The sequence below is a fragment of the Oscillospiraceae bacterium genome (assembly GCA_035380125.1).
Taxonomy (GTDB): Bacteria; Bacillota; Clostridia; order Oscillospirales; family JAKOTC01; genus DAOPZJ01.
On sequence record DAOSWV010000011.1, the window covers coordinates 82,332 to 108,780 of the forward strand.

At 51.2% G+C, this 26,449-nt stretch carries 27 protein-coding genes and 3 tRNA genes; 7 read left to right on the forward strand and 23 right to left on the reverse strand.

Translation table 11 applies throughout. The features are described from left to right. The first annotated feature begins 278 nt into the window (after positions 1-278). The 3 genes from PK629_05895 to PK629_05905 all read left to right on the forward strand — a co-directional run bounded on the left by PK629_05895 (position 279) and on the right by PK629_05905 (position 1,898). Positions 279-641, forward strand: coding sequence for a shikimate kinase (locus tag PK629_05895; GenBank protein HOP11005.1), 363 nt, complete (start codon positions 279-281; stop codon positions 639-641). Further along, positions 634-807 (forward strand): hypothetical protein, encoded by a 174-nt coding sequence (locus tag PK629_05900; GenBank protein ID HOP11006.1) that lies wholly within the window; start codon positions 634-636, stop codon positions 805-807. The genes PK629_05895 and PK629_05900 overlap by 8 nt, the downstream gene beginning before the upstream one ends. A 185-nt stretch (positions 808-992) precedes the next feature. Then, entirely contained in the window at positions 993-1,898 is a 906-nt protein-coding gene (locus PK629_05905; GenBank protein ID HOP11007.1) for an AraC family transcriptional regulator, read from the forward strand. A 268-nt stretch (positions 1,899-2,166) separates the two neighbouring features. On the opposite strand, the gene PK629_05910 is transcribed toward PK629_05905, so the two are convergent. The 18 genes from PK629_05910 to PK629_05995 form a co-directional block, all read right to left on the reverse strand. After that, entirely contained in the window at positions 2,167-2,922 is a 756-nt protein-coding gene (locus PK629_05910; GenBank protein HOP11008.1) for a helix-turn-helix transcriptional regulator, read from the reverse strand. A gap of 231 nt (positions 2,923-3,153) precedes the next feature. After that, on the reverse strand, positions 3,154-5,175 hold the full coding sequence (locus PK629_05915) for an ABC transporter permease (GenBank protein ID HOP11009.1): 2,022 nt from the start codon (positions 5,173-5,175) through the stop codon (positions 3,154-3,156). Continuing rightward, positions 5,168-5,935 (reverse strand): ABC transporter ATP-binding protein, encoded by a 768-nt coding sequence (locus tag PK629_05920; GenBank protein ID HOP11010.1) that lies wholly within the window; start codon positions 5,933-5,935, stop codon positions 5,168-5,170. The genes PK629_05915 and PK629_05920 overlap by 8 nt, the downstream gene beginning before the upstream one ends. A 133-nt stretch (positions 5,936-6,068) precedes the next feature. Further along, positions 6,069-7,040, reverse strand: coding sequence for a sensor histidine kinase (locus PK629_05925; protein ID HOP11011.1), 972 nt, complete (start codon positions 7,038-7,040; stop codon positions 6,069-6,071). Next, on the reverse strand, positions 7,033-7,704 hold the full coding sequence (locus PK629_05930) for a response regulator transcription factor (GenBank protein ID HOP11012.1): 672 nt from the start codon (positions 7,702-7,704) through the stop codon (positions 7,033-7,035). Before PK629_05930 ends, PK629_05925 begins: the two co-directional genes overlap by 8 nt. 132 nt (positions 7,705-7,836) lie before the next feature. Next, entirely contained in the window at positions 7,837-8,676 is an 840-nt protein-coding gene (locus PK629_05935; GenBank protein ID HOP11013.1) for a pyridoxamine kinase, read from the reverse strand. A gap of 270 nt (positions 8,677-8,946) precedes the next feature. Continuing rightward, positions 8,947-9,138, reverse strand: coding sequence for a hypothetical protein (locus tag PK629_05940; GenBank protein HOP11014.1), 192 nt, complete (start codon positions 9,136-9,138; stop codon positions 8,947-8,949). Positions 9,139-9,199: 61 nt separating this feature from the next. Next, on the reverse strand, positions 9,200-10,015 hold the full coding sequence (rsmI, locus tag PK629_05945; protein HOP11015.1) for a 16S rRNA (cytidine(1402)-2'-O)-methyltransferase: 816 nt from the start codon (positions 10,013-10,015) through the stop codon (positions 9,200-9,202). Between the two features lie 4 nt (positions 10,016-10,019). Then, positions 10,020-10,724: a methyltransferase gene (locus PK629_05950; protein ID HOP11016.1), complete on the reverse strand. Its 705-nt coding sequence runs from the start codon at positions 10,722-10,724 to the stop codon at positions 10,020-10,022. Between the two features lie 72 nt (positions 10,725-10,796). After that, positions 10,797-10,967 (reverse strand): 4Fe-4S binding protein, encoded by a 171-nt coding sequence (locus tag PK629_05955; GenBank protein ID HOP11017.1) that lies wholly within the window; start codon positions 10,965-10,967, stop codon positions 10,797-10,799. Between the two features lie 437 nt (positions 10,968-11,404). Next, a complete protein-coding gene (locus tag PK629_05960; protein HOP11018.1) occupies positions 11,405-12,271 on the reverse strand; it encodes a stage 0 sporulation family protein in 867 nt (288 codons plus the stop codon). 56 nt (positions 12,272-12,327) lie between these two features. After that, positions 12,328-13,287: a hypothetical protein gene (locus tag PK629_05965; GenBank protein ID HOP11019.1), complete on the reverse strand. Its 960-nt coding sequence runs from the start codon at positions 13,285-13,287 to the stop codon at positions 12,328-12,330. Next, positions 13,287-13,625: a cyclic-di-AMP receptor gene (locus tag PK629_05970; protein HOP11020.1), complete on the reverse strand. Its 339-nt coding sequence runs from the start codon at positions 13,623-13,625 to the stop codon at positions 13,287-13,289. The genes PK629_05965 and PK629_05970 overlap by 1 nt, the downstream gene beginning before the upstream one ends. Positions 13,626-13,730: 105 nt before the next feature. Further along, on the reverse strand, positions 13,731-14,951 hold the full coding sequence (locus tag PK629_05975; GenBank protein HOP11021.1) for a hypothetical protein: 1,221 nt from the start codon (positions 14,949-14,951) through the stop codon (positions 13,731-13,733). Continuing rightward, a complete protein-coding gene (locus PK629_05980; GenBank protein ID HOP11022.1) occupies positions 14,948-16,036 on the reverse strand; it encodes a metallophosphoesterase in 1,089 nt (362 codons plus the stop codon). Before PK629_05980 ends, PK629_05975 begins: the two co-directional genes overlap by 4 nt. After that, entirely contained in the window at positions 16,029-17,105 is a 1,077-nt protein-coding gene (alr, locus tag PK629_05985; protein HOP11023.1) for an alanine racemase, read from the reverse strand. The genes PK629_05980 and alr overlap by 8 nt, the downstream gene beginning before the upstream one ends. A gap of 175 nt (positions 17,106-17,280) precedes the next feature. After that, positions 17,281-18,288: a peptidoglycan bridge formation glycyltransferase FemA/FemB family protein gene (locus PK629_05990; GenBank protein ID HOP11024.1), complete on the reverse strand. Its 1,008-nt coding sequence runs from the start codon at positions 18,286-18,288 to the stop codon at positions 17,281-17,283. Between the two features lie 17 nt (positions 18,289-18,305). Next, positions 18,306-19,103 (reverse strand): DUF1730 domain-containing protein, encoded by a 798-nt coding sequence (locus PK629_05995; protein ID HOP11025.1) that lies wholly within the window; start codon positions 19,101-19,103, stop codon positions 18,306-18,308. Positions 19,104-19,299: 196 nt separating this feature from the next. Here PK629_05995 and PK629_06000 point away from each other — a divergent pair. The 4 genes from PK629_06000 to PK629_06015 all read left to right on the forward strand — a co-directional run bounded on the left by PK629_06000 (position 19,300) and on the right by PK629_06015 (position 20,397). Beyond that, positions 19,300-19,375: transfer RNA gene (locus PK629_06000), tRNA-Trp, on the forward strand. A 54-nt stretch (positions 19,376-19,429) separates the two neighbouring features. After that, positions 19,430-19,506, forward strand: a tRNA-Asp gene (locus tag PK629_06005). 3 nt (positions 19,507-19,509) lie between these two features. Next, positions 19,510-19,585: transfer RNA gene (locus PK629_06010), tRNA-Thr, on the forward strand. Between the two features lie 122 nt (positions 19,586-19,707). Next, positions 19,708-20,397 (forward strand): hypothetical protein, encoded by a 690-nt coding sequence (locus tag PK629_06015; GenBank protein ID HOP11026.1) that lies wholly within the window; start codon positions 19,708-19,710, stop codon positions 20,395-20,397. 95 nt (positions 20,398-20,492) lie between these two features. Here PK629_06015 and PK629_06020 read toward each other — a convergent pair whose 3' ends face one another. From PK629_06020 to PK629_06040, 5 genes are all read right to left on the reverse strand, one after another. Next, the gene (locus tag PK629_06020) at positions 20,493-20,762 is read right to left on the reverse strand and encodes a hypothetical protein (GenBank protein ID HOP11027.1); all 270 of its coding nucleotides are present in this window, start codon (positions 20,760-20,762) and stop codon (positions 20,493-20,495) included. A 304-nt stretch (positions 20,763-21,066) separates the two neighbouring features. Beyond that, on the reverse strand, positions 21,067-21,648 hold the full coding sequence (locus PK629_06025) for a hypothetical protein (protein ID HOP11028.1): 582 nt from the start codon (positions 21,646-21,648) through the stop codon (positions 21,067-21,069). A 49-nt stretch (positions 21,649-21,697) separates the two neighbouring features. Continuing rightward, positions 21,698-23,059 (reverse strand): FGGY family carbohydrate kinase, encoded by a 1,362-nt coding sequence (locus PK629_06030; GenBank protein ID HOP11029.1) that lies wholly within the window; start codon positions 23,057-23,059, stop codon positions 21,698-21,700. 305 nt (positions 23,060-23,364) lie between these two features. Next, a complete protein-coding gene (locus PK629_06035) occupies positions 23,365-25,734 on the reverse strand; it encodes a pyruvate formate lyase family protein (protein HOP11030.1) in 2,370 nt (789 codons plus the stop codon). A gap of 167 nt (positions 25,735-25,901) precedes the next feature. Next, the coding region (locus PK629_06040; protein HOP11031.1) for a radical SAM protein at positions 25,902-26,449 on the reverse strand (548 nt) is incomplete at its 5' end.

Below are 26,449 nucleotides of genomic sequence, written 5' to 3' on the forward strand. Positions count from 1 at the left end.
AATAGTTAAGACGAACAGGCAGCTGTTTTACCTGCTGTCTGTTCGTCTTTTATATCATTCTTTTTTTCGTATTCAGTTTGTGTTTCCTATTTTGTCCCTATGGGACTGTGCCTTTATGCGGCCCTTTTTTATTGACACTGTAGGGAACGGTCTTGACCGTTCCGGATAGTATGCCTCGCTTCAAAATAGGTTTTGCAAGCGTTATGTGCTGCGGCTATCCGATCTAATAGGGACGGAACGGTCAAGACCGTTCCCTACAAAACTACGGAGGATTAAAAATGCCAAACGGAATTATTGTATTTGGTGCAAACGGCAGCGGAAAGTCGACTCTCGGGCGGGAGCTGGCACGCGTTTTGAATTATAAGTTTATAGATCATGAGGATTATGCTTTTGAAAAGTCGGAAATCCCGTACACCGCCGAGCGTTCACGCGAAGAGTGTCTGCGGTTGATGCTCGCCGATATCAATCAATATCGTTCGTTTGTCCTCTGTGCCGTCACCGGGACTTTTGCGATGAGATTACGTCGATGTACGATTTTGCCGTATATCTGTCGGCACCGCAGGATATTCGCATGCAGCGCATTGAGCAGCGTGCCATTGAACGGTATGGTACCGCGTTCGGGAGGGCGGCGACATGGTTGAACGGCAAGCGGTGTTTCTGGAATTCGCGGCAAAACGCCCTTTGGAAAGAATCGAGCAATGGGCAAAAACCCTTGCATGTCCCGTTATGCAGGTGGACACTACGAAACCGATTTCGGAAAATATGGATTTAATTTCGAACCAATATTTCAAAAGTATAAAGGCCTAAAAAACCACCCCGTCATGAACACCCTTTGGATGTCCATGCCACCCCTCCACAGAGGGGAATTGTCGAAATTCGTCCATGGGCGGGCGAACACAGTTCGCTCCTACAATGATTGTAAGATCGGTCGAGAAAACGGTCTCTGTATTCGGTATAATCGTTTTCGGAATTCCCCGAAAGGAGTGTGTGAAATGCAACAGGAAGAAAAAGCGTTTGTCGTCGAGAAGCTGCAGGAGTATATTGACCTGCACATCGACCGCCCGATCACGCTGAAACAGCTCTCCGACGTCGCCGGGTATTCGCCCGGATATGTCACGCAGATGTTTCGAGAGACGGTCGGAAGAAGCCCTTATGATTACGTCCGCGCGCGCCGGCTGACGGCCGCGGCTTTGGCACTGCGTGACGGCGATCAGCGGGTGCTTGACGTTGCGCTGGACTTTCTGTTTGACAGCCACGAGGGCTTTACGCGCGCCTTTTCAAAGGAATTCGGAATTCGGCCCGGGGACTATAAGCGGAATACACCGGCAATCCGGTTGTTTTTGCCGGTAAAAGCGTATCAGAGTTACCGGGCACTTCATCCTGACGACGATGACAAGGAGGATCTTATGTCTGATACAAAAACGATTTTTGCACAGGTGATCGAACGCCCTGCAAGGAAATGCTTATTGAAGCGCGCAAAAACGGCGGACGAATATTTCAAGTACTGCGAGGAGGTCGGATGCGACGTTTGGAACGTACTGCTGAGCGTTAAAGAGGCGTTGTATGAACCGATCGGCATGTGGCTGCCCAAGCACCTGATCCCGGCGGGCACTTCGAAATATGTACAGGGAGTCGAACTACCGCTCAATTACGACAAGCCGATTCCGGCGGATTTTGAATTGATCTCGCTCCCGCCCTGCACGATGATGGTGTTTCAGAGCGAATCGTATGAAGACGAAAAGTTCTGTGAAGCAATCGGCGAGGTCTGGGAGCATGTCAAGACTTTTAACCCGGAACTGTATGGGTACAAATGGACACCCGAGGCTGCGCCGCGCTTTCAGTTGGCACCGATCGGCAGCAGAGGATATATCGAGGCATACCCGGTCGAAAAAGTATAAATTTTGCCATCAAACCGCACCCGTATGCGATTGCATGCGGGCGCGGTTTGATTTACGGGAATGTATGGGCGGATATCATCCGTCGAATGAGTAAATCACGGTATTTTTCACGTTTCTTGGTGCAACAGCGTTTGTCGAGCTGGTCAGCAGGGCGTTGAAATTACATTACAGAACCAGGTATTAAAGAGATAAAAAGATTATACCTAGTGGCTATTATTTATAGTCCACTAGGTATAACCAGATTTTTTCATATATCTAAAATAGCATATTACGATGATAATCCTGTCAACAGATTTTTTAACTCACCAATCAACACTTCCAACATGACCTTTTTATCATTGCAATAAGCAAACTGCTGTCTGTTAAATGTTATCAGCATTGCAGAAATGTATGAATAGATGAACTCTTCTGCTTTTTCAGAAGGCATACGGATTTTTAGAGTTTCTGCTTGTATGAATTCTTGGCATCCGAAAATTTTTGGAAGCCGATCTGTCATTTGGATTGCTTTATTAAAATCTTCCAGCTGCCTGTAATAAACCCAACATAAGATATTTAAAGCCCAGTAGCGAATTGAATCATCCATACAATCCTCTAAAATACGCCGACAAATATTGATTGATTCATTCGCTGATTCAAGAGGTATTTTTTCACCATTATCTATGCACCCGATTGCACATGCCAAAGAAGCTTGTAATTTATAGCTTGATGGGAATTGGCTTATCGCTTCTCTATAAACAGAGACTGCCTCTTTGAAATTTCCGGCACACTGTTCTTTTTTTGCTCTCTCAATATACTCATTAATCTTGTTTTCTTTTCGCTTTTGATCCACACCGATTAATTCGTCAAGAGAGATATTAAAAAAATCCGCGATTGCAGGAAGAACTTCAATATCAGGATAACATATTTCACTTTCCCAACGTGATATTGCTTGCGCCGTTACCCCTAAATATTCAGCTAAACGGTCTTGTGTAACATCAACCTTTTTTCTTAAAGTTTTAATCTTGGTTCCGATTTTAATTATCATTACGCACTTCTCCTTAACATAATCTACAGGCCTGCCACTTAATTATATAAATATTTCGCTTAAAAACAATTGTCAATCAGTTGTTTTTATATCAATCATTTGTTGTTTTCGGATTATTTCCATCGTCTTACCTTCGAGGATTGTATATTATATAAAAAGCTCCCTCTTCCCAACCTGTTTTGGGAAGAGGAGCTTTTTATAATTATGCCCAGTAGGTTATCTGTCTTTTTGCTACTTGACAATCTTATAATAAGTCTTGGCTGTGGCGCGGAAAGCGAAGATGTAGACGAGTATATAGACCACAACGGAGACACCGATGCAGATCAGGGTTAAGGCATTGTTGAGCATGACGAAAGCGTTTACAATTTGGGTAATAATATTCGTCGCGGCAAAGATATGCGCGAGCGCCATCGCCAAAGGCAGAAAGAAGACGATTAGCACTTGACGATTGATGGTGGCGCGGACTTCTTCATCACTCATACCGACCTTTCGCATGATCTCATACCGTTCTCGGTCCTCATAACCCTCTGAGACCTGCTTGAAATACATAATTAACACCGTATTGACCAGAAACAGGATGACAAAGAAGATACCGATGAACAGCAGACCGCCGTAGGTGGCGTAGTTTTGGGCGCGGTTGCGGTCGATGCTGCTGGTGCTGTAAGTGGCTTCAGAGAGTTGATCACGGGCAATTTGGTATACTTTTTCACCCGTAGCATCGGTGAAGTTGATATAGGCTTGAAAATCGCTGCCTACGAGGTTGACATCAGTGATGATGCGCCTGCGGTCTACGGTATCATCCGTACCTGTGTAATCGAGCTTTGCACAAGTCGTCATGTCCTTCGCGATGATATAGATGACATTGGTACGCACACTGTTTTTACAATCGGTAAACACTGTTCCGGAGCGCACGGATTTGATTGAGAAAACGTCTCCGCTCGGTGCTGTAACCACGTTTGAATTCACCGGGTTTTCGCTTAAAACAAGGATTTCATTGTCGTCGAGGGCAGCATTTTCTCCAGTGACGGTATTATAATCCGAAAGCGGAATCAGATAGAGTTTATATTGATTATCGGAGTCAATCAGATCGTTGAATGTGAATGTGCCGTCTGAGGACTTCATGGTCAATTCACCGTCGGAGAGGATGATATAGTTCTGAATGGCGTTGTAGATATAAATTGACTCGATTTGGACGCCTTTTTTCTCAGCGAGAGCCTGTATTGTCTCTGGAACAGATGACATGTCCGGCATCGGTTCGGAAGCGTTGTAGGAGATATTCACTTGATAATCGACCGGGTGCTGGACATCGAGGATGCCCTCCTGTCCGAAGAACAGCGCACAGACGGACGACACCGTCACGAGTACCATTGTGGAGAGAATACAGATATTGGCCAAACCCAGGGCGTTTTGCTTCATACGGTGCACAAGGCCCGAGACCGACACGAAGTTGCGAGGTTTATAATACAATCGGGGATTCTTTTTGATGGCTCTGAGGACGAATTGGCTGCCCGAGACGAACAACAGATTGGTGCCGATGATGACCAGAATGACCGCGGGCCAAAAAAATCCCAGAGCTGCGCCAGAACCTTTGACTACGAACGAGACATAATATCCCACACCGGTGCAGGCAAGACCGAGAAGCGACAGCGGGATAACGCCGCGCAGCTTTTTTTCTCCTTTTTTGTCGCCGTTGATCAGGTCGATCGGGTTGGCCAGCCGTACGCGGAACTGGTTGTAGATCGAAGTGACAAAAAAGATGAGGCCGAAAAACAGGATTGTGATCAGGTAGGCAGTCGGAGAGAGTTCGAATTTACTGGCGGGTGCCGAGTGCACAATGACCATGAGCAACATGAAGATCAATTTTCCGAAGACCGTACCCAACAACAGGCCGGTCCCAAGCGATGAGAAATTGAGGATGGTATTCTCGGTCAGGATGATTCTGCTTACGTGGCGCTTTTCCAGTCCTAAAATACCGTATAGGCCGAATTCTTTTTTGCGGCGCTTGATCAGAAAGCTGTTAAGATAGAGCATATAGCCGAAGGTGAACAGCGCCATGACGATGATGCCGAATTGGAGCATCGCCATCATCGTGGGGCCGTAGCTCATATTCGAAATACTCTTGCTGAACACGGTGTTTATGATGATGAAAAACATCGCCGACATGATAGCGGTCGCGATCGCATAAGGCAGGTACATCCGCCGATTGCGTGCCAGATTCGTCCTGGCGAGCCGCAGGAAAAGCCGATTATTCAACGTCTACACCTCCGTCGTTGAGCACCGTGAGGGTCGACACGATCTTGTCGAGAAATTCCCGGCGGGAAAGAGAGCCGCGATAGATCTGGTTGAACAGTTCGCCGTCGCGGATAAACAGCACTCGGCCTGCATAACTGGCCGCAACGGAGCTGTGGGTAACCATCAATAAAGTGCGGCCGCCTGCGTTGAGGTCATAAAACTGTTCGAGTAATGCCGCGGAGGCTTTGGAATCGAGTGAGCCGGTCGGTTCGTCGGCCAAAATGAGTTTTGGATTGGTGATGACAGCCCGCGCAAACGCGGTGCGCTGTTTTTCACCGCCCGAAATCTCGAACGGGAATTTATCCAACAACCCGGCGATTCCCAAATCCTGCGCCAGCGGCATTAAGCGTGACTCCATCTCTTTGACGGGCATGTTGGAGAGCACGAGCGGCAATAATATGTTGTCTTTGACGGAAAAGGTGTCCAGCAGATTAAAATCCTGAAACACAAAGCCGAGGTTGTTGCGCCGGAAAGCCGAGATGGCTTTATCGCTGATGGTGTTGAAATTCAGACCGTCGAGCAGGATTTCACCCTCGGTGGGCTTATCGAGCGAGGCGATGAGGTTCAGTAACGTGGTTTTGCCCGATCCGGACGCACCCATGATGGCCGTGAATTCGCCGTTGCCGACCGAAAAACTGACGTCCCGGAGGGCGACGCATTGTTTTCCGCCGAGGCGGGTGTTATAGACCTTTTTCAGATGTTTGACTTCAAGTAGTTCCATTTCTCTCTTCTCTTTTCTCCTTATTTATGTCCGAGCGATTTTGACGCTCCGATATAAATGATACGAAAAAGGAGAAACGGCTGCCATAGATTTGGCTTACATTTCTCCGCCGCAATCTTACAATTTTGTCACTTTAATCCTCTTTCAGCACTTTTTCCAACCCGATCATCAGCTTAGCGCCGTTTTCGCGAAATCGCTCAGCGGATAAGGTGAGATTCAATTCGTTTGCGATGGTCTTTGCCATAAACAGGCCGAGACCGCTGGCGCGCCGATCATATCGGCCGTTGTAACCGGTGTAGCCCTTTTCAAAAATACGATCGATGTCGTCGCTTCGGATGCCGATGCCGGTGTCCTCGACGATCAGGGCGCGGTGCTCGGTGCAGATACGCACACCGCCTTCTTCGGTGTATTTGACGGCGTTTGATAAAATCTGTTCCAAAATAAAGGCCAGCCATTTTTCGTCGGTCACGACGGTCAAGCCGGTTTTTTCGAAAACGACCGTCAGGTTTTTTTGAATAAACAGAGTAGAGTATTTTTTGATACAGGAGAGCACCAGCGCGTCGAGATTGCAGGGCGCAAGCACCAGATCGCTTTCAAGCCGCCCGAATTTGGCGTATTGCAGCGCCATATCGACATAACGCTCGATTTTGAACAACTCGGCGGTTAAAATCGGATCGGCGTTTTGCGTGTCAACAGCCAACCGGATGGCGGCGATCGGGGTTTTGATCTGGTGCAGCCAGGCGGTATAATAATCAATCTGCGCGTTCAGGTTTTCGCTGTGCGCGTCGTGTTCACGGCGTAAAAGCTCGTAAAGAGATTTGATGATCTCGGTATACTCGGCGGAGACGGCGTTTCCCGGGTCGGGCAGATGGTGCAGGGTATCGGAGAGATTTTCGCGGATGTCGCACAGGGTTTTGAGCTTGCGGTGAAAGGTAAAAAAGTCGACGGTACAGATGCACAGAATGGTGAATGAGGAGATCAGAACGGTGTATAAAACATATTCGGACGCCAATCCGGCCAGCAGTGCGACAGCTGAAATCAACATCTCGGCGACGAGCCACAGCAGCAGGGCAAATCCGCGATAACGCAGATATTTTCTAATCATGGATCAGATACCCCTCGCCCTTGCGCGTCGTGATCAGGTCGTCAAGGCCGTTATCGGAGAGCTTTTTACGCATCCGGTTGACATTGACCGTCAGGGTGTTGTCATCGATGAAATCCTCGGATTCCCAGAGGGCTTTGATCAGCGTTTCACGGGTGACAATTTGATTTTTATGCTCTATCAGGATTTTTAAAATGCGGAATTCGTTTTTGGAGAGTTCGATTTTCTGACCGTCATAAGACAACGTGCCGTCGGCGGCAAGCAATGCGCCGCGGGCTTCAAGCACGGGTGGTTCGGCGGTATAACTGTATGCTCTGCGCAGTAATGCGTTGATTTTGGCGGTCAGCAATTCGGGAGCGAAGGGTTTGGTTATGTAGTCGTCGCCGCCCATGTTTACCGCCATGATCGCGTCCATGTTGTCGGTGTGGGATGAGACGAACAGGATCGGCACCTTGGACTCGCGTCTGATTTGTTCGCACCAATAATAGCCGTCGTAATACGGCAGGGAGACGTCCATCACGACCAGGTGGGGAGATGCGGTTCGGAATTCGGTCAATACCGCCGAGAAGTCCGAAACACAACAAACAGAAAAGCCCCATTTTTCAAGGACTCTGCCCATCAGCTTTGCAATTGTCGGGTCGTCTTCGACGATAAAAATCTGATACACCGCCGGTTCCTTTCGTGAAAATGTTGGGGCGAACTGTGTTCGTTTGTGAAATACCGGAGGCATCATCTGCCCGAGATTCTTCGGCTTCGAAAACGATGCATCGTTTTCTAAGCTCAGAATGACAAAATATTATTAGTCGAGAGATTTGATGAAGTTCGGAAGCGATTGTTCGAAGTTGACGCCGTTGCGGGGTTCGGTTTTGGCGGCGGCAGTGCGCTTGATGCTCTCGAGTGTAAAATCGGTGGCGATTTTGATGGCGGCGGGCAGGGTTTTGCCGCGAATCACCGCCGAGAGCAGCGCCGAGGCGAATACGTCACCGGTGCCGTGGAAATAGCCGGGTACGCGCTCGTTGAAATAATAATCGATCTTTCCGGTGTTGGCGTCGTAGCAGGCCGCGCCGATTTTATCCGGGGCGAAGCTGATGCCGGTCAAGACGACCTGTTTTGGGCCGAGGCCGGAGAGTTTTTTCAGGAGCGACTCAACATATGCGCTGTCGTAGGTATCGCCGACGAACTGTTCACCGAGCATCAGCGCCGCTTCGGTGAGGTTGGGGACGATCAGATCGGCCTTGCCGCAGAGCTTAGCCATTCCGGCGGGAAAGTCAGCGGAAAAACCACCGTATAGAATGCCGTTGTCGGCCATGACGGGGTCGATCATCACCATGCCGTCGCCCTTGAAGGCGTCGAAGAACTCGCCCATCAGGCGCAGTTGTTCGAAACTGCCCAGATAACCGGTATAAATCGCGTCGAATTTGAGATCAAGGGTCTTCCAATGGGCGGCGATCGGGGTGATATCATCGGTGAGGTCGCGGTAGGTATAGCCCGTGAATCCGCCGGTGTGGGTGGAAAGCACTGCGGTCGGGATTGCGCAGGTCTCAATGCCGGCCGCCGAGATAATCGGAAGGGCGACGGTCAGCGAACATTTGCCGAAACAGGAGATATCCTGAATGGTGACGGCTCTTTTTTGTGCCATAGGGAACATTCCTTTCACTGTTTACAATTGAACTAAAACCTCCGGTTGAGGTTTTGGAATATTATATCGTAAAAGCGGCGATAAATCAAATTAAGTGTAAAATACAGAGCGGAGGTGTTTTGCAAGGTAAAACGACCGCATCGTTGTCACCTCACCACAGAGGAGAATTTTCTGATCTGTCACTGTGCACTTTGAACTGTAAACTTTTAACTAAGACATCGGAACGGTCAAAGACCGTTCCTACATTGTAACGATATGTATCGGGGACAGCTATTTGAGCATGTACCCGACTGCGTCTGCGATTCCGCCCATGGAGCGGAGCGTTTTGGCCATCTTCTTTTTAAACTGACAGAACATGTTCATTGCCTTCGGTGCGGGGCGATAGAAAACTGCGGTTGCGATTCCGGTCACGGCCGCGCCGATTGCCATCGTGCCAAGCACTTTTGCTACTTTGTGATTCATCCTCATACCTCCGCAAAATGGTGTACTTGTATTTTGCGAACATTTGGGGAATTTTATTCCGCTATTTTGTTTTTTTGTTCAGGATTTCAGCGTAAATATCGTTCTTTTTTGCGTCGAGTTTTTTGGCCGTGTATTTGGCGGCGTCGGAGGCGGAGACACCGAGTTCGGTCAGTTCGAGTGCAAACGCAACCGGGTCTTCGGTTTGAACAACCGGTGTATTCTCAATGATGATCACAAATTCACCGCGTACTTCCTCATATCCTGTGACAAATTCGGAGAGTTTGCCCGGAATAACCGTCTCGTGGATTTTTGAGATTTCTTTGATGACTACGGCGGGCATATCACCGAAAGCGGTAAATAAGTCGCAGAGGGTTTTTTGGAGGCGGTGCGGCGCCTCGTAAAAAATGACGAGACCGTCGTAAGCGGCAGCGCGGGAAAGCGTTTCGGTACGTTCTTTGCCCGAGACCGGCAGAAAGCCCTCAAACGAAAAGCGCTTCTTCGTGAAACCGGACAGGGCGACGGCACAGACGACGGCGGAAGCGCCGGGGATGACCGTGACGGAAATGTTTTCGGCGCGGCAGGCGGCGACGAGTTCGCAGCCGGGATCGCTGACGGCGGGCATGCCCGCATCGGTGACCAGCGCGCAGGATTCGCCGCTTTGCAGGCGCGAAAGAATCTGCTGTCCGGCGGAGAATTTATTATGTTCGTGATAACTGACGACCGGCTTGGAGATGCCGAAATGCGAGAGCAGTTTCAGCGTGACGCGGGTATCTTCGGCGGCGATGAAATCGGCCTCGGACAGCGTTTTCAGGGCGCGTTCGCCGATGTCGCCGAGGTTTCCGATCGGCGTCGCGGTGATAGTTAAAATTCCGGACATGCTCTCACTTCCTTTTATATAAACTCAGATAACCTGCGGTCGGTTTTCTGTTTTGATAGAGATAAAAATCCGGTAATGCTTCAAATTTGCTGCTGCTCTTTTTGCCTTCAATTAACACAAGAAAGGGTGCTTTTTCGGGATTGTGGCGTACGGATTGTTGACGGGTCGGGGGGATTCCGGATTTTTTCAAAATGGTTTTGAGTTCTTCGGCGCGTTCCGGACGGATGCAGACGGTCAGGCGGCCGTCGGGTTTGAGTAAATAAGAAGTCGCAATACAGATATCATCAAGCGTTGCGGCTTGTTCGCGGCGGGCAAGCGCCCGTTCGGGGTTCGGACTGGCGGTTCCGGCTTCGGTTTGATAAAAAGGCGGATTGACCGCGATCAGATCGAAGGTTGAGGCGGAAAACAGCGTTTTAAAATTGCGCAGGTCGGCGTTAATAACCGAAACACGGTCTTTAAGTTTGGAAAGACGGATGCTTTTATGTGCCAATTCGACAGCCTCGGGCTGTAATTCGAGCGCGGTGATAGTTCGGCAATCGCTGTCCCGCGCCCAGAGCAGCGAGACGATGCCGCAGCCGGCGCACAGATCAAGCGCGTTTTCATCTTTATCGGGAATTGAAAAGCGCGCCAGTAAAAAAGCATCCACACCGTAGCCCATCCATTTGTCCGAGCAGGCGATAATCGTATCCGAGAGATTTTCAGTTCTCATGACAAATACCAAAAAGGCGCAGCAAAACGCGATTTACGCATTATGCTGCACCCTTTTCCGTAAGGGTTTATCTTACTGTTCCTTGGGTGCGTCAACCGGGCAGACGCCGGCACATGCGCCGCAGGAGATGCATTCGTCTTCATTGATGACGTACTTGGTGTCGCCCTCTTTGATGGCGCTGACCGGGCATTCGCTCTCGCAGGCGCCGCACTTGATGCATTCGTCACCGATTTTGTAAGGCATAATAATATTCCTCCGTGTAAATGTTTTGAGCTGAAGGTCTTTTACCGTCATGCTCATTGGGCGGATCCCAACATTGGTATTCTAACACGTTTTTCGGAAAATGCAAGATATAACTTCTTACAATTCAGAGAAAATAGATGCAAATTTAAAATTTATCACGTTACTTCAATATAATTTCCGTGCTCATACCCTCATACCAGCCGCCTAGATCATTCAAAGCTGCACGGTAGCAGCGATAACCCGAAAAGGTGGGTGATAATATTATCTTCGTCGTCCCGTGTGGCAATATAATTTGTAATGACACAATAATCAGGTAGTGTCGAAAGTTTATAATTTTGCGGTGAATGAATTTAAATTGCAGGTCCTGAAAATTTAAAACCGTCCTTCATGAAATTGATTTGGGGACGGTTTTTATTATTCGGGTATTAAATCGAAAATTAATTATCCGAGAGGTCTTGGAGTTCCTTCGGAACTTCTTCGCGCTGGGCGCGGGCGGAACGCAGAATTTTAACCTCCGAGACATTGAATTGTTTGGGCAATACGTCAGACGAGCGTTCGATCTGAACCTTTACGATGCCTTTCAGCAGCGAGGATTCGCAGACGGTACCCCTGCCTTCGGGGGTATCGACGGTCGAGCCGACGCGCGGCGTGATTCTCTGCAGTTCTTCATAGGCGTTTTGCTCGTATTTCAGGCAGCACATCAACCGTCCGCAGGCGCCGGAGATTTTGGCGGGATTCATCGAGAGCCCTTGTTCTTTTGCCATTTTAATTGAGACCGGCTGGAAGTCGTTTAAAAACGTGGCGCAGCAGAACGGTTTGCCGCAGACTCCGAAGCCGCCCAGCATCTTGGCTTCATCGCGTACACCGATTTGGCGCAGTTCGATGCGGGTGCGGAAGGTCGAGGCGAGGTCTTTGACCAGTTCGCGGAAGTCGACCCTGCCGTCGGCGGTGAAAAAGAAGATGACCTTGCTGCCGTCGAAATTGTAGTTGACCTCAATTAATTTCATCTCCAGCTTGTGGTTGGCGATCTTCTGCTCGCAGATTTTGAAGGCATCAGCTTCTTTTTTGCGATTGAAAGCGTCCTGTTTGGCGTCGGCGTCGGTGGCGATGCGTACGATCTCCTTGGTGGGTTCGATATTACCGCCGGGTTCGAAATCGAGCGCGTCGGTGGCAGCTTCGCCGTATTCGGGACCGTGCGCGGTCTCGACGATCACATGGTCGCCGCTTTTGACCGGCAAGTCGCCCGCCAGAAAGTGATAGACCTTTCCGCCGTTTTGAAAGCGTACACCTGCATATTTGGGCATATATCATTCATCCTTTCAAGTGGGACGGACATAATAATGTCCGATATGATAAAAAGCTAAGCTCGTATTTGAGCCGCAAGCGTCAGCATCAGCGCTGAGGAACTGCAATTGGCGGCAAAATAGGTCTTGCTGTCACTGATCGAGTCGCAGATTTTGACGAGCCGGTCGGTGGAAATTTTGAGTTCAAACCCCTCCGGTATGCCTGCTTGTCTGCGCTCGGTTTTGGATGTTTTGGCAGATAGCGCAGAACAGGTGCGGTCAAAAAGCAAATCTAAAAATTCGATAATTTCAGGGCGTTTGCGGCTGCATAACGATTGCAGTAATAAATTTAACTGATAAGAACTCGGGGCGATGGTCGCCTCGAGAATCGATTTGACAAGGTCAATGTCGGCGGCAAAATGCGTATCGGTGAGATACTTGATTGCTCTGCCGATGTTTCCGTTGAATGCTTTTACGGTTTCTTCGGCTTGCTCAAGTTCGCAGTTTGCGGCTTTTGCGACAATCGGAGCTGCTGTTTTCGCATCGACCGGTGCAAGCAGAAATTCGGTCAGGCGGGAACGGATGGTGGGCAGCAGTTTGGTGCGCGACGGCGAGGTCAGAATGAACAGCGTTCGCTGGGGCGGATCCTCAAGCGCCTTTAACAAAGCATTTGAGACCTCGGGACTGACGTCCCAGGCGTTTTCGAAAATATAGACCTTGGTGTCTGCCTCGTTCGGGATCAGATAGAGTTCGTATTTGAATTCGGCGATGTCCTTTTTCTTAAAGCCGCCGTCTCCGTTAAAAACGCGAACGTCCGGGTGTGACCCGGACTGCGCTTTTTTGCATCCCCCGCAGACACCGCAGGGTTTGTTCTGACTTTTACAGCAGGCGGCTTCGGCCAACAGACGGGCCAGTGCGGATTTACCGGTTCCGCTTTCGCCGGCAAGCAAAACAGCGTGCGGCATTCTGCCCGAGGCGATCAGATGTTCGAGTCGGGTGACGACCGCGTTGTTACCGGCAAAATAATCGGAAAGCATTACATTTTTTCGAAGCGTTCGATATTGAGCACAAAGACGGTTGCGCCGCCGATGGAGACCTCGATCGGGGCCGAACCGGTGTTCATCGGAGCGCCGGAATAGACAGTCGTGGGCATGGAGCTGGGCAGAACGGTCTTACGGCGTTTGCTGTATTTTCCGATGATGGAAATGATTTTATCGACGTCGGCATTGTCTGCGCCGATCAGGAAGGTGGTATTGCCGGCTTTTAAAAAACCGCCGGTGGAGGATAATTTCGTGGTGAAATAGCCCTCGGAGGTCAGCGCCGCCTGGACAGCGGAACTGTCGTCGTTGGAAACGATACAGAGCAACAGCTTCATGGAGTTTCTCCTTTCAGATATGGGATATGCGTTCCTTATCAGAAACTGCCGCGGCAATTTTACGGTTTTCTGTATGCAAATGACCGCGCAGGATAGGTTACATTATTATTTTAGCACATTTACCGTTGTTTTTCCATAGGTTTTTAAAATTTTGGCTGTTTTGCCCCCGATTACCTCTCCGCAGCATAAAATCGTGCGGCAGGGCGGGCAGATGCAGACGCTTTCGGCGGCAATTTTGCCCATTGCGTTATCAACAGGGACGGAGATTGCCGGGGCAAAGTATGCTTCTCGCGGCATGCGTTTGATTTTCGGTAAATCGGGTGGAGAAAAACTCGACTTTTTCGGGCGCAGGGTACGGCAGACGGCATTCAACCGTTCGAAATCGATCTCGCGGTTATAAGGCGAACACAGCAAAACGGCGCAGGCCTCGTCGGCATATTCGGGAGAAATGCCGGCTTCGTCTAGGGCTTCGGCGGCGTTTTCGCAGGATAAAACCAGACGGGTCGGGTCGTCGTTTTTCAAGAACAGGGCGGGAAACTGGGCGCGGAAGGTGTTGCAGAGCGTAGCAAGTGCCTGCCAGCGGTCGCGGTCGGCCTCAAGTGAGGCAACAGCGTTTTCGGCGGAAAGGGCGATTAAATAAGACGGGCTGGTGCTGCCGAACAGACGCATGGCTTCGCGGACTTTGCCGGTCATGCCTGCGTACGAGAGCAAAACGGCTGCGGCTCCGGTCAATGCGGGCAGGGTCTTATGCAGGCCGACCACGCAGGCATCCGCACCCTGTGCGATCGCGGAAGGCAGGCCAAGCGCAGGAAAATGCGCGCCGTGCGCCGAATCGACCAACAGCGGGATATGCTTTTTATGGCAGGCCGAAGCAAGTTTTTTATAATTTAAAAGATTGCCGAAATAATCGGGCGAGGTCAGAAAGACCCCGTCGGCCTGACGGAGTTTTGAGAGCGCATCGCCGGGATCGGCCGCCCAGATCGGGACAAGCCCGAGCAGAACGAGCGCGTTGATGAGTGCCCGATGGCTGTCGCGCAGCAAAAGAATCTTGTCTCCGGCTTTAAAATATGCAGCACAGAGCGCTTGTATGCCCAACGTGCTGCCGCCCGCCGAATAGAGCAATGCGGGTACGCCGTAGACAGCCGCCGCTTGTTTCATCGAGTCGGCGAAAAAGCCGCTTTCTTCGTAGAGGTCGCCGGTGCGGGCGGTCTCGGTCAGGTCGAATTTAGCATCGGCAACAATCTGGCCTTTGTGGCCGGGCATGCAGAAACGCGCGAAATCCGCGCCGAGGTGTTTGAAAAGCGCATCGTAAATCGGTTTGTTCATAACTTTTCAATCGCCTCGTTGGGCAGAAAGCCCATGTCTCCGGCGGCGTTCTTGACATAGGTGTAGCCGCTCATGCCGTCTTTGGCGATGCCGACGATGTCGCCCTTTTTGGCGGACAGGAAAGCCGAGAGTTCGCCCCAATAGAGGTCGCCGTCGAGCATCTCGTTTTTGGCCAGCCCCTCTTCTCCGGTGTTGACGCAGCGCACCCGCAGAAAATCGCCCGCATCCTCTAATACTTCGACTTCGGTGTTGTCGAGCTGCTTGCGGTGGCGGTCGGCGGTGATTTTAATGCAGCCGCTCATATCGCCGGAAACGTCCTTGGTCACGCGGGCTTTGGGCAGGGCATCGGCGGTGATGAAATCGATTTTGTCGGTGATGATCAGCATGTTCAGCTGGCGGGCATAGGTGATCGTGCCGCCGTCGATAAAAATCACATCGTTTTCGCAGTCGAAAAACGGATTGAAATTCGGGCCGGGATTGAGGTAATAGGTCGGGATATGGCCGCAGATCACGGTTTTGCCGGTGTGGTTTTTACGCGAGAGATAGAAATTGTAATTTGCGACAAAGTCCGCATCCGGAACTGCGGGTGAGTCGTCGAGTGTACCGCTCTCCGGCAGGCCGGCATGAGAAAAAACGTACTGTTCGGTTTCGATGCAGCAGGGCAGGTTTTTATAAAAAGAAATTTCCTCTTTGTATTTATTTATAAATAATATACGGAAAGTATCGTCGATTTGCGCTGAACCGAGCTTTTTCGCCGCCTGAGAGAGGGTGTTGTCGGGGCGGAAAACGGTGTAGTCGAGCGCTTTTTGCAGGTCGCCCTCGAAAAGACGCCACAGCCACCAATCGACATTGCCGAGGGTCACATAGACGCGAGGGTTTTTGGAGAGGGTATAGACGTATTCCATCGCGCCGATGTTATCGGGGCCTTTTTCGAGTGTGTCGCCCAAAATGAATAAAAAGTCCTCGCCCGAGCGGTATTCGGCCTTTTTTAACAGGGTTTTCAGCAGGTCGGGATAGCCATGGACATCGGAAGTGACCAAAACACGGCTGCCGTCGGGGATATCGACGCGGAGGATTCTACTCATAGCGGATCTCTTTGGCGCCGCAGAAGACCGGATTAAAATCAAACTCAATTAGGTCTCCGGCTTTTAAGTCGGAATTTACGACTGAAACGGCAAGGTTGGTCAGACCGACCCGTCCGACGACCGGAAGTTTTTGACCGTTGAAAGTGCCGCACAGGCGGTTTTGGGTCAGGTCGCGCTTGATATAACGCAGGCGGTCGGAAAAACGGAAGCCGTCGTGTTCGCGGGTCAAAAACACGCCGTCGGCGTGGCCGCAGTCGATAATGGCGATGGTCATATCGCGCTTTGCCTTGAAAATGCTGCCGTAACCGATGGTTTCGCCTTTTCTGAGCGTGCGCAGGCACAGCACCTCGCCGTAAAGCCTTCCGACTTTCTCCAATCCGGCCGCAGAAGAGCCCGCGCTCCGGCCGAGCAGTGCGGAACCGCAGCGCACCGCGTCAAGGCGGCTCTCGGGCAGCAGCAGCGCCGCCGCGGAATTGGCCGCATGCAATATACCGGGATTCAAACCGAGATTGCGCATTTCCTGAACGGTTTCGTTAAAACGTTCGAGTTGAATCAGGGTGGCCTTGTCGCCCTTTTTGCCGCCGAAACAGTTGGCAAAATGGGTAAATGCAGATACGATATGTATATTGCTGATCGATTTATACAGTTCGGCAAATTCGGATAATTCATCTTTTCGCAGGCCGAAGCGTCCCATGCCGGTGTCGATTGCGACATTGACCGCAAGTTCGCCTTCGCGCAGAGCGGCGCAGAGTTTTAGACCCTCAACGCTGCCGACGGTCGCGATGATGTTTTCGGCGAGGATGGCTTTGACCGTGTCGGGTTTTTCATAGACCGAGCAGAGGAGGATTTGGGCCTCGGGCAGCATTTGGCGGATGGCGGAAGCGTCTTCATAACGGGCGGTGCAGAAGGTGTCCGCGCCGTGTTCGGCCAGCGTACGCACGACAAAGTCCAACCCCAAGCCGTAACCGTCCGCCTTGATGAACGGAAAGACCTTGGCCGGAGCAATGAGAGCGGTCAATTTTTCGAAATTTTGTGCCAGTGCGGAAGCTTTGGCTGTGATGATGGCCATAACGTTTCCTTTCGGTAGGGAGCGACGACCTCGGCGCTCCGTGTGGGAGAAGTGAAATTGTGTAGGGGCGCACCTGCGTGTGCGCCCGTGGTTCATATAAAACGGCATTGAATGTCATGCAGGGGATGGTTGTCCGCGTGAAACGGGCGCACACATAGGTGCGCCCCTACGTGTGTTATCGCCGAATTTTTTTCAGAAATTCGAGGCCGTTGTTGACCAGCTTTTCGACGGCGGGGTTGGTGACGAGGTTGAATTCACCGCAGAACTCGGTCAGTTCGCCGCCGAAGCCCTTTTTGAAGCGGTAGAGTCCGTAGAGGGGATTTTCGGGGGTCAGATCGCCCGAGACGCCGCGAAAATCGTAAATCTCACAGCCGCTCTGGATCGCCCAGCGGATCATCTCCCACTGGAGCAGATAATTCGGCATGGCGTTGCGGTATTCGTTATCCGACGCGCCGTAGAGGTACCAAGTTTTATTGCCGTATTGGATCGGGATGGTCGCCGCGATCATCTTGCCGTCGAGCTCGGCGACATATAAGCGGGCGTTTTCACCCATCGCGGTCAGTAAGCCCTCAAAGTAGCTTTTGGGGCGTGTGGGAAAACCGTCGCGCTCGCCGGTGATTTTCATGATGCGCGCAAACTCGGTGAGGTCGGGCAGGCCGCCGACGCGCACGGTAACGCCGTTTTTCTCGGCGACACGGATATTATAACGGGTCTTGGCGGCAAAAGCGGCGAAAATCTCGTCTTCGGTTTTGCCCTTGATGTCGAGCCGGAAGACGAAATTGGGCTGGACGGCGTCGAAATTCTTGCCGGCGACACGCGAAAATCCCGCGTCTTCGAGGGTTTTGATAAAACCGGAATTTTGCACCGGCACGTCGGGGTCGATTTTGATGATATATCCGTGGCACTTTTTGGCCAGTTCCTTGGATTTTTCGATTAACGCCTTGAGGGTCTCGGCGTCGTCGGGGTCGCAGACCGGGCCGCGCGGGGCGTACATCAAATGAAAAGGCAGCACGGGGGTCTTGCGCAGCAAAAATGAGATCGCACCCTTGATTTGGCCGTCTTCGCCGGTGACAGCAACGGTTTTGCGGGTCCAGTCATGCTTGACGGCGGCCCACTTTTCGCTTTGGCAAAAATGCCCCTTCGGGCTGGTCTTTATAAAATTTTCAATCTCTCTGTCGGTCAAAATATCACTCCATAACTTTATGGTAAAATTTTATCATATTGCCCGAGAATTTTCAAGTTGCGTAATAGCACTTCGCGGCCGCGCCAACCGTAAGCGCGTCCGGTCAGATCGTCCAAATCTTCGGCGCCGATACGGCCCTTTATGCCGCTTGTAAATTCGGGCAGATCGGTGAGCGCCGCGTTGTCGTTGAGCGGGCAAACAGTTTGGCAGACATCACAGCCCCAGACAAGACCGCCTTTGAGGATGAGTTCAGATTCTTCTTCTGCCAGTTCGCCTTTTTTCTGGGTGATGCGGGACAGGCAGTCGCCTTTTCCGGACAATGCGCCCGTCGGGCAGGCGTCGATGCAGCGCCCACAATCGGGACAAAAAGAGACGGGTTTTTCGCAGGGATCGAGTTTGAGATCGGTCAAAATCGCACCGATAAAGACATAGGAACCGTACTTCGGCGTAATCAGCAGGCGGTTTTTGCCGAGAACACCGAGGTTGCAGCGCAATGCCGCCGCGACTTCGGAAATGACCGCCGAATCGACAAATGGCAGAAAATGATGATTCGGGTATGCGGCTAAAAGCGCGTCGCAGGCGGTTTTCAAGCGTGCACCGATCACCTCGTGATAATCCGGTACACGGGCATACAGGCACAGATTTTCATTGCCGGAAGAGGGTGTCCGATAGGGAAACGCCGCCGTGATCACCGAGGCGGGCGTGAAGCCGAACGGGGTTTTGGGCGGGCTGCGGAAAACCGCCGGTTCGGCGGCGCAGAATCCGAAATTGGAGACACCGGAAGATATTAATATATTTTCAACGGTATTATACATGCGTCAACCTTCCCTGATGTATTAAAAACATTATACTGCATGGAATTTTTTTTGGCAATTATGAAAAATTGTTCAAGGGAATGTTGACATCGGGGCGCAAATTGTGTATAATGACGGGGCGCTTTGAAAGCGTTCGTTTTGTAAATGGTCGTTTTTACGGCTGAAACGCAAAACATCTTCCTGCAAACATCGGCATAGGGGCATAGCTCAGCAGGTAGAGCAGCGGTCTCCAAAACCGCGTGCCGAGGGTTCGATTCCTTCTGCCCCTGCCAGCGGCTCTGCCGCTTTTACGACACAGTGGTATGCCGTATCCTTGATACCCATGTGGCTCGGTAGTTCAGTTGGTTAGAACGCTAGCCTGTCACGCTAGAGGTCGAGGGTTCGACCCCCTTCCGAGTCGCCACATGCTGATATAGCTCAGTCGGTAGAGCGCGTCCTTGGTAAGGACGAGGTCACCGGTTCAAATCCGGTTATCAGCTCCAAAAAACCCGCAGTATTGCGGGCTTTTTTGTTTTTATGAATAAAATAGTGTAATTTCGGTCAAGAAAACGCTCCTTTTCTATGTTAATATGATGGATAATTCACTGCGAAGGGATATTATATTATGAAATGCTATTGTTATGAGACCGAAACCGAATTTGTTTTTTGCGCGGAGGGCGCGAACGAAAAGCAGGAAGAGGGGTTAAAAGACGCTTGGTGGAAGAAAAACGGAGACCGGTTTTTAAAGATTTACCCGATTATCGATACGGTTCATTCTGCGTGGTACCATAACGCGGAGGAAAAAGAAGCGATCAAACGAAATTTCGCCCGGTTGGGGCCGTCGATGTTTGACGGGGATTTCGATTGGAAAAGCATTTTGTTGCTTCTTGCCGAGAAGTTTGCGGAGAACGGCATCGAATGGTATATCATCGGCAGTGTCAGCGAGGCCGTGCGCGGGGTGCAGATCAAACCGCATGATTTGGATATCATCGTAAACACGAAGGATTTTTTCAAGGTGAAAACTCTATTCCCCGAAAATGTCGTCGAGCCGTTTGTCGATAATCACGGAACTTGGTTGGTACGGTATTTCGGCCGCCTGTGCGTGGATGGGGCGATTGTCGATATTGCGGCGGATGAGAAAATGAACTTGGAGAGCGGTCAGCACCGATATGAGAAAGCCATGTGGAACGGTATAGAACTGTGGGTTGAACCCTTGCAGGATCGATATCAGGTTGAGATTGGGCGGAAACGGGCGGACAGAATCAATGCCATTGAGGCATTTATGGAAAAGAATAAATCGTGCTTGGATCGATAAAAGAGACCACCCGGTACTTCGGGCAGCCCTAAGGCGTCGCAAACGGCACCATTTAAGTGGGAAGACGTTCTCCGAGGATTATAAGTTTATAGGGTTTACGGGTTCCGTTCTTCGGGGTCGTAGGGTTCAATGTCTACGCGCGATTCGCCGCAGATACGGCAGGTGGAACGGGTGATCTCGATATACCCCTCGACATTGGGATCGCCGTCGCCCTGAACCTCGTATTGATATTCCCAATCATGTTCGCCCTTGTCGCATTTTTTCAGCTGCTCTTCGCGCCAGAGACGCATCCTTTCGGCGTCCTGTTCCCGTTCCAGTTTTGCGGCGCGTTTTCGCGCACGGATATTGCGAATCCATTGAAACATAATACACCTTCTATCGATTTGAATTTTATCGTATATTCGGAACGGTCAAGACCGTTCCCTACAGGACTTGATCGCATTTTTTCGGCATCCCGTTCTTCAGCAGGTTTTATCTTGGACTGTGCTATGCGAGCGAGATCTTTTCCTCAAACGGGAAATAGGTCATCTCGTCCTGTTCGAGACCGCCGGAGGATATCGCGCAAAAACAGGATCGAACCGACGGGTTATGGCTGGCCGAGTTGGAATGAGAAGATGTTCATACGAAGATTATTGCGTTATAAAAATATAAGATTCATTAAAATAACCATTATCCGGGCTCATCCAAACCCATGGCGTGGTAATAATTCACGGTATCCATCACATCAGGATGATAATCAACCGATTCCAGTAAAGGCGGAAACAATTCGGTAAAATTCTTTTCGCTTTCGCCGAAAATGGCGATATCTTGGCCGAAAACCTCGGTGGCTTCTTCTTTTGTGTAGCGGCAGCCAAAGCTGTAATCGGCTTGGGTGAAGTCGATTTCCACCGTGTTGATATTCGGAAACAGCACAAAAATTAAAATCACGTCCTGCATGATGGCTTGATGGTCTATCGTATATTCCGGATTTCCCGGGGTGAGCTGCAGGGCATAATTGAATATGACGGAGTCATCATGAGCGTCGTCCGGTTCCTGAGCGAACTGTACGCTTATTAAATCCAATATGTCTTTCGCTTGCAAGTATTGTCCGACGGATTCAAGGGTTTCTATTGTGGGAGTATCGCTGTGATAAGTATAGAGCGCCTGATAGTCATACAGACCGGTTTTGTTTGAGCTATTCGTTGGATTTGCGCATGCAACGATCATACCCACAGAAATAGCCAATAAAACAAACGCAGAAAATTTACGCATGAAAGACCTCCCGCTTTGCTTTTTCATTCGGAACGGTCAAGACCGTTCCCTACAGGACTTCTTCGTATCGGATGATCTGTTGGGCTTGATGGATATCGGTATAAAATCCGGCGGCGGTCATGGCGGTCAGCGCCGCGCCGTAGGCGGCTTCCTCTTTATAGAGCGGAACACGGATCGGCAGGCCGAACTTTTGCGAGAACATTTTTCGCATGACCGCGCTGCTGCGGATGCCGTTGCCCGAACCGATTAAAACGGTGTGTTGATCGGTTTGGATTTTTAATTGCGCGTACATCTGATAAAGTTCGTCGGCGATGCCCTCCAAAACACCGACGACAAAGTGCTGCGGCGTGAAATTTTCGATGCCGAGATTTTGAACAGAGCCGCGTAAAGCGGGGTTTTCGCGGGTGCCGCTGAACTGTGTGGAGATGCGGAGTTTATTTTCAAGGGTTTCAAAGCCCTCGGAGAGCTTGTCCATGGCGGGATACAGGCGGTCCGAAGACACGCCCGCCATTTCGACGACCGAACGGAAAAAGTGTTCCAAAATCGCGTAGGCACGACCGCCGCAGAGCGATGCCCCGACCAATAAAAAATTATTTTCGAAAAGAGGACGGGTCTCCATCGATCTTTCCCGCACGAAACCGTCGGAAAACAGCGAAATCTGACTGCCGGTGCCGATGTTGACCAGAATGCTTTGCTGCGGGTCTTTTACCGAGCCGAGAAAACTGGCTTGATTATCGCCGATGGCCACCGTGATGGGAATACCGCTTTCGGTTTTACCGATAATATCGAATTGACCCGTGACCGCAGGAAAAAACGAGGGGTCTATGCCCGCTTTTTCGAGGGCTTTCCGATCAAATACGGATTTTTGCAGATCGAACAGGCCGAAACTTGCCGCGTCGGAAGCGTGGGTCAGCGGGCGGTTTCGGTTTGAGAGTTTCATGGTGACATAGTCATGAATGGTGCAGAAAGTCACGGCTTCTTTGGGGATGAGGCCGTTTTTGAGGTTATAAAAATGCGTCACCGCGCCGAACCCGGTCGCAAGGTGACAGCCGGTAAACGCAGAAAGAGTTTGCGCGTAGGTCTGATCGTTTTGATAAGGGAGATCGCCGCGGCCGTCCTGCCAGATATAGAGCGGGCTGACCGCGCTGCCGTTTTGACCGAGGTAGACGATGCCGTGCATCTGACCCGTCACGCCGATGGCGCCGATGAGCGCGTATTTTTGGGTGAGTTGAGAGATCAGCGTTTTCGCTTTGGATAAAATTTTGGCGGGATCCTGAATCTTTTCCCAAGGTTGGGATGGCAGAAACGAGTCATTGGCGACATTGACCGCTTCAAAAACCTTTCCTGTTTTCGCGTCAACAACCGTGGCGCAAATGGAGGTCGTGCCGATATCCAGACCGATGACGTTCATGTTGCTGCTCCTTTTATATTGCGTTTTGCGGGTGAGTGCAGAGAGCTGTGCCCGAAAAGTCAATCGACATTATGAGGGGATTCAATCTCGCGACAATCCGGACCGATGCGTATTTGAAGGCTTCATTTCTGGATTGCTTCGTCAAAGCGTGAGGCTTCACCTCGCGCTTTTCCTCGCAAAGACGGTTCTTGTGAAAGCACCAAGCGTGGAAGCATGCACTATCAGGCCCAATGGAATGAAGATTTTACAACGCGTATGAAACCGTCATCATGACGGCGGGCGGATGATATCCGCCCCTACTGCCCCTATATTGAAGTCGACTGCGGATCGAGGCGGGTGATGATGTCGTTTTGGATGGCCGGGGAGAGGTCGAGGAAATTGACGAAAGTGCCGTGGATGCGCATGATGTAGACACCGCTCGGGGCGTATTTTTTCGGGTTGGAAAGCACTTTGCGCAGAATTTCGGCGGTCGTGACGTTGACATAGAGATAAAACGGGGAATGTTCCGCGTTTTTCGGGTTGAAAAACAGCGGCGTGATGACCCGGGTTTTAAATTCAATTCCCTTATCCTCATAGGTCTCGCCTTTGAAATATTTCGGGTCGATGCCGAAGTGAGAGGCATAACCGCCGCACATTTTGCAATAGGGCAGGCAAAATCCCGAGAGCATCCGAAAGCCGAGCCCGTTCTGGGCGTCGCCGTAGAGCGGATCGGTGCCGTAGTTGAGCATGTCGCGGGCTTTGCGTCCGTCCGGCGTCGCACCGACCCAGTAGCCGTAGAGCAGATGGGTGGAAGGCGTGCTGAAATCGGGGCGGAACGGGTTGCCCAACAGGTTTTTCTGGGACGCGACGATATCCGCGACGGTTTCGGTGACTTGTTTGGCCTCTCGGTCGGGCAGATCGAGGTTATTGCCGAATTTCGGGCAGGCGGTCAGGTACTGCCGGAGTTCCTCGTCATGTTCAAAATCGGTGCGCAGGGCTTCGATCAGGCGGTCGGCGTCCTGCGGGCGTTCGCGCAGCAAGGTGTCGATGGCGATGAAGGAATCGGCGACGACGGTCAGGCCGTGGATCAAACAGCCGCTGCCGTTATATTTGGTGCCTTGATGTTCGACGTCGCGCATGTCGTAACCGGTCTCGATGCCGCCCATCAAGGTGCTGATGAACGGAACCGGTAATAAAGACAGCGCTTTGGTGGCGTTATTGGCCGCTTTGCGCATCTCAGCGGTGTAAAATCCGACGTTTTGATAAAAGAGTGTTCGGATATTTTTTAGGCGTTCCAAAGCATTGGTGGTTCCGGTTTTGGGGCCGATGGGTTTGCCGGAGATCGCGGAGGTGCCGTCGAGCAGGGTCAGTTCGAGGATTTTACCGAGGTTGAGCCAACTGTTGGTGGTGTTGCCGTTGTCCTTGCCCATGACGAGCGGCTCCTGACAGCCCGCGACCGAATAATCCGGAAGGTCAGCTTGTTCGACGCCGGCGGAGGCAAGGATCGGGAACAGAGCGTCGTCGTTGAACAGGGAAGGCGTGAGGCAACCGGGGGTAAAAAAGAACTTGCCGAGTGCCTGATAGAGTGCGTCGGGCGTGTTTTGGTGCAGTTTGACCGAGAGAATCGGCTGCGGAAGGTTCATGTCGTAATAGGCGTCGAGCAGCGCATAGGTGCAGTCGTTGGTCAGGTCATTACCCGCGGTGTCTTTGCCGCCGATCAGGACGTTTTGGGAGATGGCCCAGCTGCGGTCGCCGATGTTGAAAAACACCAATAAGTGGCGGAACAATGCGGCGGCGGTCTCACGATCTGTATTGCCGACTTTGCGGTAGGGTTCGAAAATCCGGTCTGCGTTGCCGACCGAGAAAGCAAACGGGTTCGGGGACTGCTCGATGCACATCACCTGCCACAACAGAATAAAACTTTGTATGGCTTCGTATAAATGGACCGCGCCCTTCGCGGGGACTTTTTCAAGCGTTTCGGCTAATAATAAAAGTTCGGATTTACGCACATCGTCTGCGGTCTCGGCTTGTTTTCGGGCGAGTTGGGCATATCGGGCGGCCAATATTAGTATCGCTTCCAATGAGATTTTCATCGCTGTGAGGTTGATTTTGCGCTCGGGGTCGGTTTCAACGGAAAGCTTTTGATCGATTTGTTTGGTTACGGCCTCAATGCCCTGCGCCAGAATCACCCTCATGTCGGGAATGACATGGCCGGTCACCTGCTCGACGAAGAAACAGACCTCGCCGGTGTATTCGGTGACCTGTCGGTAGGTCTCAGCAAGCGCTTGGACATAGGCGCTGTCGGAATTGTAGGCACGCAATTCGTCGATGCGCTTTTGTGTGAGATCGCCCTCGGGTTCGATGTCATTGAACACGGCGGTCGGGTCGCAGTAGCCCGAAAAGGACTCGACTGTGAAGGTCGGATTGATCAGCGCATAACTGCGCGCAAAGGCGTCGCGCTGAGTTCCGGCGAAAATGGCGTTTTCGCTGAGGGAAATCGGCAATTTTTCGGCGATGGCCTTGAGCGTGTTCGCGGCTTTGAGTTCGGCGGGCTGACCGTCGAATTTGGCGTCGCAGTCCCGTCGGATTTCATTGATATAAAACCAGCCGTCGAGGCGGTTGGTATGGCGTTCTTCTTTGAAAAGCAGTTTTGCCTTTTGGGTGAGTTTTTCGGGTGACAAGACGGCGGCGTTCATAGAATCGGCTCCTTTGTGCATGAGTAGTCATTTAAACCTTTATCAGTCCGAGATTCTTCGACTTCGCTCAGAATGACAATCATCCATGGGTTCTTTTTATGTATGCGGGCGGTGACATGAAACCGGCATCATGCCGGTGCGGGCGGATGATATCCGCCCCTACAATATTAGGTACTGATAACACGAAAACCGGAGGATTGAAATGCATCGCGGAAACGGTTCAGGGTTTGGGAATCAATATTTGCGGTTTCGTCCATCGTATAGTCCATGCCGCAGGCCTGCCATTTGGGCTTTCCGTATTCGTGGTAGCGCAGCAGTTCGACGGTGAAAAAATCGGGATTCAATGTCTTGAAAAAATCGATCATGCCTTGTAAGGCCTCGTCAGAGGTATTGAAACTGCCGATCAGCGGGATTCGGAGTTCGATGCGCTTTTTTTGAGCGGTCGCTTTTTTCATATTTTCTTTGATGATTTGATTGCCGACACCCGTCACGGTTCGGTGGATGTCGTCGTCGGGGTGCTTGAAGTCAATCATCAGCTGGCCGATCACAGGGAACAGTTCCGGCAGACGCGGATGGGTGCCGTTGGTTTCAATGGCCGTGTGAATGCCCTCTGATTTCAAGCGGGTGAGCAACTCTTTAACCGCCTCAAACTGTTGCGTGGGTTCGCCGCCGGTCAGGGTCACGCCGCCGCCGTCGAAAAACATCGGGGCGCTTT

What these genes read in the sequence shown, in the direction of transcription:
- PK629_05895 (HOP11005.1), top strand. Translation starts at nt 279, where the DNA reads ATGCCAAACGGAATTATTGTATTTGGTGCAAACGGCAGCGGAAAGTCG.
- PK629_05900 (HOP11006.1), top strand. Translation starts at nt 634, where the DNA reads ATGGTTGAACGGCAAGCGGTGTTTCTGGAATTCGCGGCAAAACGCCCT.
- PK629_05905 (HOP11007.1), top strand. Translation starts at nt 993, where the DNA reads ATGCAACAGGAAGAAAAAGCGTTTGTCGTCGAGAAGCTGCAGGAGTAT.
- PK629_05910 (HOP11008.1), bottom strand. Translation starts at nt 2,922, where the DNA reads ATGATAATTAAAATCGGAACCAAGATTAAAACTTTAAGAAAAAAGGTT.
- PK629_05920 (HOP11010.1), bottom strand. Translation starts at nt 5,935, where the DNA reads ATGGAACTACTTGAAGTCAAACATCTGAAAAAGGTCTATAACACCCGC.
- PK629_05925 (HOP11011.1), bottom strand. Translation starts at nt 7,040, where the DNA reads ATGATTAGAAAATATCTGCGTTATCGCGGATTTGCCCTGCTGCTGTGG.
- PK629_05935 (HOP11013.1), bottom strand. Translation starts at nt 8,676, where the DNA reads ATGGCACAAAAAAGAGCCGTCACCATTCAGGATATCTCCTGTTTCGGC.
- PK629_05940 (HOP11014.1), bottom strand. Translation starts at nt 9,138, where the DNA reads ATGAATCACAAAGTAGCAAAAGTGCTTGGCACGATGGCAATCGGCGCG.
- rsmI (HOP11015.1), bottom strand. Translation starts at nt 10,015, where the DNA reads ATGTCCGGAATTTTAACTATCACCGCGACGCCGATCGGAAACCTCGGC.
- PK629_05950 (HOP11016.1), bottom strand. Translation starts at nt 10,724, where the DNA reads ATGAGAACTGAAAATCTCTCGGATACGATTATCGCCTGCTCGGACAAA.
- PK629_05955 (HOP11017.1), bottom strand. Translation starts at nt 10,967, where the DNA reads ATGCCTTACAAAATCGGTGACGAATGCATCAAGTGCGGCGCCTGCGAG.
- PK629_05960 (HOP11018.1), bottom strand. Translation starts at nt 12,271, where the DNA reads ATGCCCAAATATGCAGGTGTACGCTTTCAAAACGGCGGAAAGGTCTAT.
- PK629_05965 (HOP11019.1), bottom strand. Translation starts at nt 13,287, where the DNA reads ATGCTTTCCGATTATTTTGCCGGTAACAACGCGGTCGTCACCCGACTC.
- PK629_05970 (HOP11020.1), bottom strand. Translation starts at nt 13,625, where the DNA reads ATGAAGCTGTTGCTCTGTATCGTTTCCAACGACGACAGTTCCGCTGTC.
- PK629_05975 (HOP11021.1), bottom strand. Translation starts at nt 14,951, where the DNA reads ATGAACAAACCGATTTACGATGCGCTTTTCAAACACCTCGGCGCGGAT.
- PK629_05980 (HOP11022.1), bottom strand. Translation starts at nt 16,036, where the DNA reads ATGAGTAGAATCCTCCGCGTCGATATCCCCGACGGCAGCCGTGTTTTG.
- alr (HOP11023.1), bottom strand. Translation starts at nt 17,105, where the DNA reads ATGGCCATCATCACAGCCAAAGCTTCCGCACTGGCACAAAATTTCGAA.
- PK629_05995 (HOP11025.1), bottom strand. Translation starts at nt 19,103, where the DNA reads ATGTATAATACCGTTGAAAATATATTAATATCTTCCGGTGTCTCCAAT.
- PK629_06015 (HOP11026.1), top strand. Translation starts at nt 19,708, where the DNA reads ATGAAATGCTATTGTTATGAGACCGAAACCGAATTTGTTTTTTGCGCG.
- PK629_06020 (HOP11027.1), bottom strand. Translation starts at nt 20,762, where the DNA reads ATGTTTCAATGGATTCGCAATATCCGTGCGCGAAAACGCGCCGCAAAA.
- PK629_06025 (HOP11028.1), bottom strand. Translation starts at nt 21,648, where the DNA reads ATGCGTAAATTTTCTGCGTTTGTTTTATTGGCTATTTCTGTGGGTATG.
- PK629_06030 (HOP11029.1), bottom strand. Translation starts at nt 23,059, where the DNA reads ATGAACGTCATCGGTCTGGATATCGGCACGACCTCCATTTGCGCCACG.
- PK629_06035 (HOP11030.1), bottom strand. Translation starts at nt 25,734, where the DNA reads ATGAACGCCGCCGTCTTGTCACCCGAAAAACTCACCCAAAAGGCAAAA.